The following is a 13,748-nucleotide window of genomic DNA, read 5'->3' as shown; positions in this document are numbered from 1 at the left end:
AAGACGACGATGGATGATCTGCTTTCCTTTTTCACGCGGCCCAAGGATCCCTTGAACTTCAAGGCGGTCCGGATCTCGCTGGTCTCCCCGGAGAAGATCCTCGAGCGGTCCCACGGCGAGGTGACCCAGCCCGAGACCATCAACTACCGCACCTTCAAGCCGGAGCGCGACGGCCTCTTCTGCGCCAAGATCTTCGGCCCCGTCAAGGACTACGAGTGCCTCTGCGGCAAGTACAAGCGCATGAAGCACCGCGGGGTCGTCTGCGAGAAGTGCGGCGTGGAGGTGGTCCAGTCCAAGGTGCGCCGGGAGCGGATGGGCCACATCAACCTGGCCGCCCCCGTGGCCCACATCTGGTTCCTGAAGAGCCTGCCGAGCCACATCGGGGCCCTCCTCGACCTGAGCCTCAAGGAACTCGAACGGATCCTCTACTTCGAGTCCCACGTGGTGCTCCGCTCCGAGGTGCCCGACGAGGTCCCCGTGGGCTCCCTCCTCACCGACGAGGAGTACTACGCCAAGCTCGAGGAGTTCGGCGGCCGGTTCGAGGCCGGGATGGGGGCCGAGGCCATCCGGGAGCTCCTCGCCAGCCTCGACCTCGACGCCCTGTCGAAGACGCTCCGGGCCGAGATGGCCAAGACCCGCTCCGAGGCCAAGCGGAAGAAGCTCGGCAAGCGCCTGCGCACCGTGGAGGCCTTCCGCGACTCCGGCAACCGGCCCGAGTGGATGATCCTGAACGTCATCCCGGTGCTGCCCCCGGATCTCAGGCCCCTGGTGCCCCTGGACGGCGGCCGGTTCGCCACCTCCGACTTGAACGACCTCTACCGGCGGGTCATCAACCGGAACAACCGCCTCAAGAAGCTCAAGGAGCTCGACGCCCCCGAGATCATCATCCGCAACGAGAAGCGGATGCTGCAGGAGGCGGTGGACGTCCTCTTCGACAACGGCCGCCGCGGGCGGGTGGTCACGGGGCCCAACAAGCGTCCCCTGAAGTCCCTCTCCGACATGCTCAAGGGCAAGCAGGGCCGCTTCCGGCAGAACCTCCTCGGCAAGCGCGTGGACTACTCCGGCCGCTCCGTCATCGTGGTGGGCCCGGAACTTCGGCTCCACCAGTGCGGGCTCCCGAAGCGCATGGCCATCGAGCTCTTCAAGCCCTTCATCTACAACCGGCTCGAGGCGGAAGGCCTGGTCAGCACCATCAAGAGCGCCAAGAAGCTCGTGGAGAAGGAGGTCCCCGAGGTCTGGGACGCCCTGGACCACGTGGTCCGCGAGTACCCGGTGATGCTGAACCGGGCCCCCACCCTGCACCGGCTCGGCATCCAGGCCTTCGAGCCGGTGCTCATCGAGGGCAAGGCCATCCAGCTCCACCCCCTGGTCTGCGCGGCCTACAACGCCGACTTCGACGGGGACCAGATGGCGGTCCACGTGCCGCTGTCGGTGGAGGCCCAGACCGAGGCCCGGGCCCTCATGATGTCCACCAACAACGTGCTTTCTCCCGCCCACGGCGAGCCCATCATCATGGCGAGCCAGGACATCGTGCTCGGGATCTACTACATGACCCGGGAGCGGCCCCTGGCCAAGGGCGAGGGGAAGGCCTTCCGGTCCGTGGAGGAGGTCATCCATGCCTGGGAGGCCGGCGCTGTCCACCTCCAGGCCCGGATCACCGCCCGGGTCCGGGGCGAGCGGGTGGAGACCACCGTGGGGCGGGTGCTCCTTTCCACCTTCCTGCCCGAGGAGGTCCCCTTCGCCGAGGTCAACAAGGTGATGCGGAAGAAGGACCTCGCCCGGCTCATCGACCGAAGCTACCGCCTGGCCGGGGCCAAGAAGACCGTCATCTTGGCCGACCGACTCAAGGACACCGGGTACCGATTCGCCACCCGGGCGGGGGTCTCCATCGGGATCAACCACATGGCCATCCCGGTGAACAAGGAGGAGATCCTCGAAAAGGCCCAGGCCGAGGTGGCGGAGGTCCAGCGCCAGTACGCCGAGGGGCTCATCACCGACGGCGAGCGTTACAACAAGATGGTGGACATCTGGACCCGGGCCACGGACCGGGTGGCCAAGGAGATGATGGACGAGATCTCCGTGGACTACTACCGGACCCCGGAGGGCGAGGTGAAGGCCACGCCGAGCTTCAACCCCATCTTCATCATGGCCGACTCCGGGGCCCGGGGCAGCAAGGACCAGATCCGCCAGCTGGCCGGCATGCGGGGCCTCATGGCCAAGCCTTCCGGCGAGATCATCGAGACCCCCATCCAGGCCAACTTCCGCGAAGGGCTGAGCGTGCTGGAGTACTTCATCTCCACCCACGGCGCCCGCAAGGGCCTGGCCGACACCGCCCTCAAGACGGCCAACTCGGGCTACCTCACCCGCCGCCTGGTGGACGTCTCCCAGGACTCCACCATCGTGGAGGAGGACTGCGGCACCATCGACGGCATCGAGATGGAACACCTCATGGAGGGCGGCGAGATCATCCAGCACGTGGGCGAGCGCATCCTCGGCCGCGTGGCCCTCATGGACATCGTGGACCCGGTGACCGGCGAGGTCCTGGTGCCGGCCAACGAGGAGATCGACGAGGCCGGCGTCCGCCGGATCGAGGAGGCTGGGATCTCCAAGGTCGAGATCCGCTCCGTCCTCACCTGTCGGACCCGGTACGGGGTCTGCGCTAAGTGCTACGGGCGCGACCTCTCCCGCGGCCGCCTGGTGGCCCGGGGCGAGGCCGTGGGCATCATCGCCGCCGAGTCCATCGGCGAGCCGGGGACCCAGCTCACCATGAGGACCTTCCACATCGGCGGCACCGCCAGCGGCAAGGTGGAGAAGGCCGAGATCCGGGCCCGCGGCAAGGGGACCATCCAGTTCGTGAACCTGAACGCCGTCCGGAACCCGGCGGGCCGCCTGGTGGTCCTCAACCGCAACGGCGAGGTCGTCATCGTGGCCGCCGACGGCCGGGAACGGGAGCGCTTCCCCGTGATCTACGGCGCGGAACTCCTGGTGGAGGAGGGCCAGGAGGTGGACACCGGCGAGCTCCTCGCCCACTGGGATCCCTTCACCATCCCCATCCTCACCGAGGTGGCGGGCGAGGTGAAGTTCGGCGACCTCATCGAGGGCGTCACCATGCAGGAGAAGGTGGACCCCGTCACCGGCAAGGCGAGCCGCGTGGTGGTCCAGCACCGCGGGACGGAGTACCGGCCGCGGATCTCCATCAAGGACGAGCGGGGCCGCACCGCCAAGCTCCCCTCCGGCAAGGGCGACGCCCGCTACCTCCTCCCCGTGGGGGCGATCCTTGCGGTCAACGAGGGCGACCGGGTGGAGGCGGGCCAGGCCCTGGCGCGGATCCCCCGCGAGACCACCAAGACCAAGGACATCACCGGCGGTCTCCCCCGGGTGGCGGAGCTCTTCGAGGTCCGCAAGCCCAAGGAGTACGCCATCATCACCGAGATCGACGGCGTGGTCTCCTTCGGCAAGGACTTGAAGGGCAAGCGCCGGGTCATCGTGACCCCGGAGATCGGCGAGCCCAAGGAGTACCTCGTCCCCCGGGGCAAGCACATCAACGTCCACGAGGGCGACTACGTGCGGGCCGGCGAGGCCCTCATGGACGGGGTCATCAACCCCCACGACCTCCTTCGGGTGAAGGGGATCAAGGCCCTGGCCCGCTACCTCGTCAACGAGATCCAGGAGGTCTACCGCCTCCAGGGCGTCAAGATCAACGACAAGCACATCGAGGTCATCGTGCGGCAGATGCTCCGCAAGGTCCGCATCACCGGCGTGGGCGACAGCACCTTCATGCTGGGCGAGCAGGTGGAGATCTTCCGGTTCGAGGAAGAGAACGAGCGGATCCTGGCCGAGGGCGGCCGGCCGGCCACGGCCGAGCCCATGCTCCTCGGCATCACCCGGGCCTCCCTCACCACCGACAGCTTCATCTCGGCGGCCTCCTTCCAGGAGACCACCAAGGTGCTCACCGACGCCGCCGTCGAGGGCAAGGTGGACCACCTCCGGGGCCTCAAGGAGAACGTCATCATGGGGCGGCTCATCCCCGCGGGTACCGGCCGGACGTACTACGACCTCCAGGAGCGGCGGCGGCAACAGGCGGCCGAGGCCCTCGAGGCCCCGCCGGCGCCCGCCGAGGAGTCCGCCCCCGCGGCGGCCGAGGCCTGAGGCGGAAAGAAGCGGCCGGGGGCGGTCCGCCGCCCCGCCCCCGGGCCAAGGAGACGAACGATCCCATGAAGCCCGTCACCGAGGTGCCCGAGGCGGTCCGCCCCGTCCACCGGCGCCTCGCCAAGAAGTACCGCCTCGGGTTCGAGACGGTGACCGTGGGCGGAAAGACCCTGGAGGTCCTCGGGGTGGCGGACCTGGAGCCCCTCATCGGGGGGCGGGACGTCTTCGCCAACCCCCGGGAGTTCCCCTTCTGGGTGAAGATCTGGGAGGCCTCGGTGGTGCTGGCCGACTTCCTGGCGGCGCTGCCGCCTGACCCGGGCCGGCGCCTCCTGGAACTCGGGGCGGGGCTCGGGGTCACGGGGCTGGCCGGGGCGGCCTTCGGCCACCGGGTGACCCTCACGGACTACCAGGAGGAGATCCTGGACTTCGGCCGGGTCTCCGCCGCGGTGAACGGGTGCGCGGACCGCGCGGCCTTCGAGGTGGTGGACTGGCTCGCCCCCCGGGACCTGGGCCGTTTCGACGTCCTCCTGGGCTCGGAGGTGCTCTTCAACGAGCAGTTCTTCGAGCCGCTCCTCGGGGTCTTCCGCCGCTACCTCGCCCCGGGCGGGGTCGTCTACCTGGCCCACGACGCGCGGCGGCGGAGCCTCGGCCAGTTCCTGCCCCTCTGCGAGCGCGACTACCGCATCGGCATGAAGCGCCGGAGGCTGCGCACCGAGGACGAGACCCTCGATGTGCTGTTGACCCGGCTGGAACCCAGGTAGGCTGCTCGTTCGTCCCCCCGGGGGGCACCTCTCCACGGTACGGCGCCCGCGCCGCCCGCCTTCACGACCCTTCCGCCGTACCGCGGCGCCGTTACTTCTTGTGGCCCGGGAGCTCCACGCTGGTACAGCTGCCGCCGCCGCAGCGCCGGTGCTGGACGGTGGGTCCGGGCCTTCCGGCCCCGGGCCGCCGCCCTTCCCCCACGGCGACGTTGGCCGCGCTCATGAGCTTTCCCACGTCGGGGCTCTGGCAGATGGGGCAGCGGGCCGCCTCCATCTCGTCGCGGTTCATGAGGAGCAGCTCGAACTCGTGGCCGCAGCTCCGGCAGGTGAATTCGTAGAGGGGCATGGTGTCTCTCTCCTTGTCTCAAGGCCCGATGGCGCCGCCGGAGGCCGCCTACCGGCGCGCCTCGTCCCCCGGCATTCCCGAGCCGTGCGCCCGGCACTTCGCCGGGCCGTCCAACGACCCGACCCCCGGCGGGGCCGCCAAGGTTCGGGCGGCGCCCCGCCTTCTAAAACAGAAAGGGGAGGAAGGGTCAAGCCCCTTCCTCCCCTCGGGATGTTCCGCCGTTTGCCGGCGAACCGGCAGGGTGGCCTAGAAGTTCACCTCGAAGGTGAAGTAGGCGTTGTCCATGCGGTCAACCGGCGCGAACATCTGGGCGTACAGCGGGTTCTGGAGGTTGGGGCTGTCCGTGTCCACGGGGAGACCCATCCAGCTGCCGCTGCCGGTGTACTTGATCCAGTAGTACTGGTAGCCGAGGCGGACGAAGGCCTTCCCGTACTTGGAGAGCGGGGTGTCCGGGATGTCCCAGATCCAGTAGACCTCGGCCACGTCGCCGCGGGTCGCCGTCTTGGAGAGGTAGAGGTCGTCGGCGGCCGGGGTGAAGTTGATCCAGTACTTGGAGCCGTGGTTGTACTCGAGGCCGAGCTTGCTGTTCAGGGCCTCCACGGGAATGCGCAGGCCCACGAACACGGCCCAGCCCCAGTGGTCCTGGTTGTTGCCGGGCACGGAGAGGAAGCCGGGCTGGGGCGCATGGCTCGGCAGGTGGTTGTCGGTGCGGCTGAGGCCGCCGCTCACGAAGTAGTCGATCCCCATGAGGTTGTGCATGAAGACGCCCGAGACGTGGTAGATGTTCCCCACCTGGTAGCCCATGCCGCTCGAGTCGAAGCTCGGGTTGGCATAGAGGATGTACCCGTTCGAGGGATCCACCACCGTGTAGGAGACGTAGCTCGGCAGGTCCTCGGCGCGGAAGGCCTGGATGTTCGCGAACATCTCGGCGTCCGGGTCGTTGATCACGTCCCAGCTCAGGCCGTAGAGGAGGGCGTCGTTGAAGTTGTTGGAGGCGCCGAAGGTATCGAGCCCGGTGAAGCCCGCCTCGGTGCCGCGGCCGTAGCAGAACCGGACCTTGCCGGGCCAGGGGGCGCTGTAGGCGTAGCCCAGGGTGGCGCCGTCGAAGGTCCAGTCGACGCCCAGAGCCACCGGGGTGGCGTAGCGCCGGTCATAGTTGTACTTGAGCTGCATGGGCGGGCCGTCCACGGTGGGCCGGCGGCCGACGGACACCCACATGGGGAGGCCGAAGATGTTGGTCCAGTTGGCGTAGGCCATCTCCACCCGCAACGTGTTGTCGTTGGGGCGGCGGGAGATGTTCGGGTCGTAGGTGAAGGCGTTCATCCCGAAGACCGGGCCGGCGGTGACGGCGGAGGATTCCTCGCCCCAGATCTTGTACATGGTGAACCGCGCCTTCAGGGTGATGTTCTCGGTGGCGTGGGCCTTGAGGTTGAGGCGCAGGCGGTTGGTGAAGAGGGAGTCGTTCCGGACCTTGCCGTAGTTCAGCGGGCCGGTGCCGGGGGTGGTGATGGGGGACATGGCACCGCCGAGAGAGCCATAGACGGTGCCGTCGAAGGGGTTGTACTGGTAGAAGCGGACCACGTGGGCCCGGGTGGAGTCGGCCCGGAAGCGGAAGTCGCCCGAGATGTCGAGGCGGCTCGCGCTATCCGTCGCCAGGCTTTCCACCTGCTCCTCCAGGTCGCTCAGCCGTTCCTCGAGCTGGGCGTTGGAGGCGGCGAAGGCCGTGGACGAAAGGACGAAGCCGAATGCCAGGAGTCCCAACCACAATTTCTTCATCGCACTCTCTCCTTTGAAAAAAGTTGATGATGAATTATGAATCCCCTAACCCTAGCCGAACTGGTTTTTCATAGTACGGTTCCGGCCTGGTGTCAATACGTCCGGGGGGGGCGCGGGCGCCTGGGAGGGCCGGTGCGGCGCGGATTTTCGGGAAGCGGGGCACCCGGATCCCCGGGATCGTCCGCGGTGAGGAGGGACTCGACATGAAAGGATCCGGATATTTTGACATTTCCGCCTTCTTGCGGCGTCTGAAGGACCGTCCGGACCTCCACCGGGCCGGGATGGTCCTGGTCCACAACGGGGTGGTCCGGGGGACGAGCCGGGACGGGACCCCGGTCTCGGCCGTGGAGATCCGGGTGGACCGGGCCCGGCTGGCGGAGATCCTGGCCGAGACCCGGGCGCTTCCGGGCATCGTGGCCGCCGAGGCCGAGATCCGGGAGGGGACGCTCCGGGTGGGGGAGGACGTCATGCTCCTCGGGGTGGCCGGCGACGTCCGGGAGCGCGTGATCGCGGCCCTGGCCCGGGCCCTCGATCGGATCAAGGCCGAGGTGACGCGGAAGCGGGAGATCCCGGCCGGGGAGTGATCGGCCGCCCGGCGGCTAGGCCGGTGCCAGCGTCCCGGCGGTGCCGTCCACCCGGTAGGGGGCGCCGAGGAGGAGCGGGGCGTTGGCCGGCCCGTGGCCGGCGGGAAGGTCCGTGACCACGGGGATCTCGAGGTCCGAGAGCCGGTCGGCCAGGAGCCGGCGGAGGAGGTCCGGCGGGGCCCCGGTCTCCGTGAGCCGCCCCACCGCCACCCCGGCCGCGGCGGCGAGGCACCCGGCCTGGCGCAGGTGGGTGAGCATCCGGTCGAGCCGGTAGGGAGGCTCCCCCCGGTCCTCGATGAAGAGGATCGCCCCCGTCCAGGGCGGCTCGAAGGGGGTGCCCACCAGGTGGCAGAGGCAGGCGAGGTTGCCGCCCACGAGGGGCCCCTCGGCCGTTCCGGGGGCGAGGGGCCGGCCGGAGAGGGCCGGGAGACGCCCCGCCCGGAGGAATTCGGCCAGGGCCGCCCGCGAGGGGGCGTCGGTCCGGTCGAGGGTGGCCACGAGCGGCGCGTGGAGGGCCGGCCGGCCGTTTCGGACCAGGGCCGCGTGGAGGAAGGTCACGTCGCTGAAGCCCGCCACCAGGGGCATCCGGCCGGGGAGCGCGGCCCAGTCCACCAGGGGGAGCCACCGGCCGCACCCGTAGCCGCCCCGGAGGCACCAGACGAGGTCCGCCTCCGGGTGCCGGCAGAGGGCCTCGAAGGTCCGGGCCCGGTCCGCGTCGGTGCCGGCGAGGTAGGGGAAGGGGGCGGGATCGCCCCCCCCGGGGCCGGGGTCGAGGACGCGGAGACCCATCTGCTCGAGGACGCGGAGGCCCGCCGCCGCCTTCGCCCGGTCCACCGGGCCCGAGGGGGCGAAGGGCGCCGCCGCGCGGAGCGGAAACCCGCGGGGCGCGGGATCTGGGCGGCTTGACTTTGGCGGGGGGCTCATTAATTTTGGAGACGAAGGCGCGGGGTTTCGGAGGGCGAGGCGCCCTTCGGGTGCCTTTCGCCTCCCGCCAGCATAGCCAACCGCCGCCACCGGCTCAAGGCCGGTTTTTTTCCGAGAGACCGCCCCATGGCCCAGAAGGACTACTACCAGATACTCGGGGTGTCGCGGACCGCCGGCCCGGAGGAGATCAAGAAGGCCTACCGGCGCCTCGCCCTCAAGTACCACCCCGACCGGAACAAGGGCGACAAGGCCGCCGAGGAGCGGTTCAAGGAGGTCAACGAGGCCTACGCCGTCCTGAGCGACCCGGAAAGGCGCCGGCAGTACGACAGCTTCGGTTCCGCCGAGTTCCACCGCCACTATACCCGCGACGACATCTTCCGCAACTTCGACTTCTCCGACGTCTTCCAGGACCTCGGCTTCGGCGGCGACGTCTTCGGGCGGGTCATGTACGGCGGCCGCCGTGCGGGCGGCGTCTCCTTCGACGAGATCTTCAGCCAGCTCTTCCGCACCGGTGCCGGGGGCGCGGCGGCCGGGGCGGGGGCGGCCCGATCCCCCAGGGGCCAGGACGTGGTGCTGGACCTCGTGCTCACCCCGGGCGAACTTCTCTCCGGGGGGGAGAAGGTGCTCTCCATCCAGGTGGGCGGCCGCCCGGAGCGGCTCTCGGTGCGCATCCCCCGGGGTACCGCCCCGGGCCGCAGGCTCCGCATCCCCGGCAAGGGCGCCCCCGGCCCCGGCGGCCGGGGCGACCTCTACCTCCGGATCGGGGTCGCGGGGGACGGCCGCTTCCGGGTGGACGGGGCCGACGTGGAGATCGACCAGGTGCTCCCCTTCAGCCGGGTCTGCACCGGGACGGACATCGAGGTCCCCACGGTGGACGGCGGGAAGGTCCGGCTCAGGGTCCCGGCGGGGACCCAGTGCGGGCAGCGGCTGCGCCTCCGGGGGAAAGGGCTTCCGCGGAGCGGCGGCGGCCGGGGCGACCAGTTCGTCCGCATCCTGGTGGAGGTCCCCAAGCATCTCACCCGGGCCCAGCGGGAGCTCCTGGATCGCCTGGCCGCCGAGGGTCTCTGATTGCGTCCCTTCCTCCCGATGCCGCTTCGGTCATGGCTCGGCCGGGTGTGCCTCCTCGGCGTGCTGCTCGCCGGGGCCGCCGCCCCCCCGGCCTTCGCCGCTGAACCGACCCGGGGTCCGGGGCCCGGGGTCCCGGCCTTCCCGGGGCTCGACCAGGTGGTCCCGGCGGCCACCGAGGCCCGGGCCGAGGCCGCGAAGGCGAAGGCCGAGATCCTCCGGCTCCACGATCTCCGCGACCTCGAACGGCAGCTCGACGAGCTGAAGGCCCGCTACGACCTCCTGGAGAAGGGCCTGGCGGAGCAGGGAGACCCGGCCGGCTGGAGCGTGGACCGCCTGCTCGACTTCCAGGGACGCCTCGAGGCCTTCACCCGCGACGCCCGCCGCGTCCTGGACCAGGTCTCCGACCGGCTGGCCGAGCTCGAGGCGATCCGGCGGGCGTGGAGCGACCGGGGCCGGTACTTCCGCGACTGGGAGGCCCACCTCCGCGGGTCGGGGCTTCGTCCGCCGCCCGGGGTCTTCCCGGGGGTGCGGCGGGCGGTGGCCGGCGTCTTGGCGGACGTCCGGCGCGCCGCCGTGCCCCTGGTGGATCTCCAGACCCGGGTGAGCACCGTGCTCGAGGCGGCCCGGGCCCGGGCCGGGCAGCTGGACGCGGTCATCACGGCCCTCCGGCGCCAGACCTTCCGCAAGAACGCCCCCTCCCTCTTCGGGGCCAAGTATTGGCGGCAGTTCACCCCGGAACTCCGGGAACGCGCCCTCCAGGGCCTCGTGGCGGCGGCCCGGGTGGATCTCCACTTCCTCGAGCGCCAGGGCTGGATGATCGGGGTCCAGGTGCTGGTCCTCCTGGCCCTGGGCCTCTTCATCCGCCGCCACCGGGACGCCGCCGGGGCCCCGGAGTGGGGCTTCGTGCTGGACCGGCCGTGGAGCACGGCGTTCTTCCTGACGCTTGCGGCCTTCTCCATCTTCTACCAGAATCCGCCGGCCTTCTGGCGGCTCGCCGTCTGGTTCGCCGGGGTGGCATCGGGCATCGGGCTCGTCTTCGGCCTGGTCCGTAACCCGTACAAGCGGGCGGGCCTCGTCTTCCTCGCCGGGGTGCTGCTCTTCTCGGTGGCCCTCCAGATCGTCTCGCTGCCGCTGCCCCTCTACCGGCTCTACCTGGTGGCGGTGAGCCTGGCCGGGGTGCCGTTCTTCCTGGTCCTTGCTCGGAACAACGACCGTTTCCACGGCGGCGGCCCCACGGGGTACGCCCGCTTGCTCCGGGCCGGGGCGCTGCTGCTCGGCTCGGCGCTGGCGGCCCAGTGCGCCGGGTGGAGCGTACTCGGCGCGCGGCTGGTGGAGGCCACGGCGAAGTCCGTCTTTCTCTGCGTCTTCACCGCCATGCTCATCCGGATCGGCAGGGGCGGAATCGGCTTCCTGACGGGGCGGATCCTGGCGGCCCGGCCCGGGGTCACCCACCGCATCCGCCAGGGCCTCGAGGCCCGCCTTCGCCAGGCCTTCACCGCCGTGGTCTCGGTGGTGGCCTTCCTCTACTTCCTCCAGGTCTGGGGCCTCTACGAATCGCCCGCCAAGGCCTGGGCAGCGGTCATGGGGCTCGGCGTCTCCTACGGGGGCTTTTCCCTCGACCTCCGGGCCGTGCTCGCGGCGGTGCTCGCCCTCTACCTCGCCTTCCTCGGTTCCTGGGGGGCCCAGGCCTTCCTCGAGGCGGAGGTCTTCCCCCGCCGTCGGCTCGACCGCGGCGTGCGGGATTCCATCAGGCGGCTCCTCCACTACGCCCTGGTGATCGTGGGCTTCGTGATGGCCCTCGGGTTCCTCGGCGTCGAGATGCAGCACTTCGTGGTGCTGGCCGGCGCCCTCGGCATCGGGATCGGCTTCGGGCTCCAGAACGTGGTGAACAACTTCGTCAGCGGGCTCATCCTGCTCTTCGAGCGGCCCATCAAGGTGGGGGACACCATCGTGCAGAACGGGGAATGGGCGGTGGTGAGACGGATCGGCATGCGCTCCACCGTGGTGGAGACCTACGACCAGTCGGAGATCATCATCCCCAACTCGCAGCTGGTCTCGGAGACGGTGGTCAACTGGACACTCTCCACCAGCCGGGCCCGGGTCACGCTCCCGGTGGGGGTGGCCTACGGGAGCGACACCGACGAGGTGATGCGCATCCTGCTCGAGGCGGCGGCGCAGCATCCCGCGGTGCTGCCGGAGCCCAAGCCGTACGTGGTCTTCCGGGGGTTCGGGGAGAGCTCTCTGGATTTCGAGCTCCGGTGCTGGATCGGGGACGCCAACCGGCGGGTGGAGACCCGGAGCGACCTCGGCCTGTTCGTGGACAGGCGGTTCCGGGAGGAGGGGGTGGTGGTGCCCTTCCCGCAGCGGGACCTCCACCTGGTCTCGGTGGCCCCGGAGGCGGGGTGGAGCCTTCGCGGGGAGCGGAACGACGAAACCGGCCCTCCGGTCCCGGTGAAACCATAAGCCTTTTTCCAAGGTGGGTGCCGCTCCGGTCGCTCAGGGAATCCCGACGGGGGGCTTCCTCACCGCTCCGGAATCTGGCGCCCTGGTCGAAAAGTGATTCTGGTTCTGCCGGGGCCGGAGTGCCGGTCTTTATTTTCTCATCGGCGCGGGGGGCGGAGGGCTTTAATCCGCGAGGGTATCGCGGCCGTCCCCCGTTCCGGGGGCGCGGGCCCGCCGTCGCCTGAAGCGGCGGGCGTTACTTTTTCTTTGCGTGCCCAAAGTAACCAAAAGAGAGGGCAGCCCACTGTGGCGCCCCGTCCGCCCGCCAAGGCGGGGCGGGGTCCCCTCGGCGTCTCGGCGGGGCCGGGCGCGACGAAAAACCCGCCCCGCTTCGCGGGGCTCGGACAATTCGTCGTGCTCTTTCCGGCCCCGCCATCGACGCCCTCGGCACCACAGAGGGCGGGGGCGGCGATGGCCCGGGGGCAATCCATTTCTCCGGGGGCTGGAGCGGTGAGTTTTCTGATTAAGACAAGGCGCAAGGATGGCCAAGCCAAAGAACCGAATGCAAGGCGCGGGGATGTCGAGGAACGAGGCGTACTTTCGGTGCGCCGCAACGACGAGCGCATCCGAAGCCCGCGCTTTTTTTGCGACGCCATCAATCTTTCGCCGCCCGTCACCGCTCCAGCACCTCCACCGCCCGGCATCGTTGGAAGCGCCACCCGTCGTCGGCCTCCACCAGGTCGCAGACGCCCTCCCGGGCGTCGTATTCCGGCCGCCCGCCGCCGGGGTCGAGGACGAGGACCGCGCTGAAGTCGGCCCGGGCCCGTCCCGGCTCCGGGAAGGCGACCCGGAGGTCCCGGAACCGCAGGGAGACCGTGCGCCAGCGGGCGCGTTCCCGCGCCGCCAGGGCGGCGAGCTCCCGGGGGGCGAACTCGGTGAAGGGGACGTCTTCTCCGGCTTCGAGGCGGAAGGGGTCGGTGAAGAGGTCGGCCAGGAGCCGGCACTTGTTCGCCCCGGCGAGGGCCGGTTCCCCGGCGTCCTTCTGGACGTAGCGGGCGAGGAGCTCAAATCGGTGGCGCACCCGGCGTTCGTCCGTCGGGTACCAGAGGGCGGCGGCCGCGGCGACGGCCGCAGCGGCGAGGCCGAGAACCAGGCGGCGCCGGCTCACCACAGGGGCCCCCCGACGATCCGCTCCGCGGGGGCCTGGCCGAAGACGTGGGCCTCCATGGGGCCGGATCGGTTGTCGCCCACCAGGTAGTAGTGGCCGGGCCGGACCCGGCGGGGCGGGAGATTCCAGCTTCCCCGGAAGCGGACGTAGGGTTCCGGGAGGGGGCGGCCGTTCACCAGGAGCCGGCCTTCGCGGAAGGCCACGGTCTCGCCCGGGAGGGCCACCACCCGCTTGAGCAGGAGGACGCGGCGGCCCGCCAGGCGTACCGCCACCACGTCGCCCCGCTGCGGGGGCGAGCGGCGGTAGCGGAGGAGGCAGACGAGGTTGAAGCCGCCGTCGCGGTAGGTGGGTTCCATGCTGCGGCCGTGGATCCGGACGGGCAGGAGGACGTGGCCGAAGACCAGCCAGGCGCCGCCGGCCACCAGGACCATGCGGAGGAGGGCCCGCCGCCGGAGCGGCGGGAAGAGCCATCGCTTGGCGAGATCGGCCGCGCGCATCGTCTCCAGCATAGGCCCGGGCCGGCGCCTTTT

The 13,748-nt window shown here is 70.5% G+C and carries 10 protein-coding genes; 5 read left to right on the top strand and 5 right to left on the bottom strand.

What is annotated here, in order from left to right; translation table 11 throughout:
- Positions 1-9 precede the first annotated feature (9 nt).
- Complete coding sequence (gene rpoC, locus HCU62_RS05515; protein ID WP_163298469.1) at positions 10-4,149, top strand: DNA-directed RNA polymerase subunit beta'; 4,140 nt, start codon at positions 10-12, stop codon at positions 4,147-4,149.
- Between the two features lie 65 nt (positions 4,150-4,214).
- Positions 4,215-4,910: a class I SAM-dependent methyltransferase gene (locus tag HCU62_RS05510; protein ID WP_163298468.1), complete on the top strand. Its 696-nt coding sequence runs from the start codon at positions 4,215-4,217 to the stop codon at positions 4,908-4,910.
- A gap of 91 nt (positions 4,911-5,001) precedes the next feature.
- Here the strand turns inward: HCU62_RS05510 and HCU62_RS05505 are convergent, their stop codons facing one another.
- Positions 5,002-5,256 carry an FmdB family zinc ribbon protein gene (locus HCU62_RS05505; protein WP_163298467.1) on the bottom strand — a complete coding sequence of 85 codons (255 nt, stop codon included), beginning with the start codon at positions 5,254-5,256 and terminating at the stop codon, positions 5,002-5,004.
- Positions 5,257-5,502: 246 nt separating this feature from the next.
- Positions 5,503-7,032, bottom strand: coding sequence for a DUF3373 family protein (locus HCU62_RS05500; RefSeq protein WP_163298466.1), 1,530 nt, complete (start codon positions 7,030-7,032; stop codon positions 5,503-5,505).
- 203 nt (positions 7,033-7,235) lie between these two features.
- Here HCU62_RS05500 and HCU62_RS05495 point away from each other — a divergent pair, with 203 nt between their 5' ends.
- A complete protein-coding gene (locus tag HCU62_RS05495) occupies positions 7,236-7,616 on the top strand; it encodes a molybdenum cofactor biosynthesis protein MoaE (RefSeq protein ID WP_169755483.1) in 381 nt (126 codons plus the stop codon).
- 15 nt (positions 7,617-7,631) lie between these two features.
- On the opposite strand, the gene HCU62_RS05490 is transcribed toward HCU62_RS05495, so the two are convergent.
- On the bottom strand, positions 7,632-8,540 hold the full coding sequence (locus tag HCU62_RS05490; protein ID WP_246325299.1) for a S66 peptidase family protein: 909 nt from the start codon (positions 8,538-8,540) through the stop codon (positions 7,632-7,634).
- A gap of 126 nt (positions 8,541-8,666) precedes the next feature.
- Here HCU62_RS05490 and HCU62_RS05485 point away from each other — a divergent pair, with 126 nt between their 5' ends.
- Positions 8,667-9,608, top strand: a complete 942-nt coding sequence (locus HCU62_RS05485; protein WP_163298591.1) for a DnaJ C-terminal domain-containing protein — start codon at positions 8,667-8,669, stop codon at positions 9,606-9,608.
- Between the two features lie 18 nt (positions 9,609-9,626).
- The gene (locus HCU62_RS12555) at positions 9,627-12,071 is read left to right on the top strand and encodes a mechanosensitive ion channel family protein (RefSeq protein ID WP_169755482.1); all 2,445 of its coding nucleotides are present in this window, start codon (positions 9,627-9,629) and stop codon (positions 12,069-12,071) included.
- A gap of 652 nt (positions 12,072-12,723) precedes the next feature.
- Here the strand turns inward: HCU62_RS12555 and HCU62_RS05475 are convergent.
- Positions 12,724-13,218, bottom strand: a complete 495-nt coding sequence (locus HCU62_RS05475; protein ID WP_163298589.1) for a hypothetical protein — start codon at positions 13,216-13,218, stop codon at positions 12,724-12,726.
- A complete protein-coding gene (gene lepB, locus HCU62_RS05470; RefSeq protein WP_163298588.1) occupies positions 13,215-13,727 on the bottom strand; it encodes a signal peptidase I in 513 nt (170 codons plus the stop codon). The genes HCU62_RS05475 and lepB overlap by 4 nt, the downstream gene beginning before the upstream one ends.
- Positions 13,728-13,748 lie beyond the last annotated feature (21 nt).

The organism is Dissulfurirhabdus thermomarina (genome assembly GCF_012979235.1).
In the GTDB taxonomy this organism is placed as follows: Bacteria; Desulfobacterota; Dissulfuribacteria; order Dissulfuribacterales; family Dissulfurirhabdaceae; genus Dissulfurirhabdus; species Dissulfurirhabdus thermomarina.
This window is presented reverse-complemented; position numbering and strand designations above follow the sequence as displayed.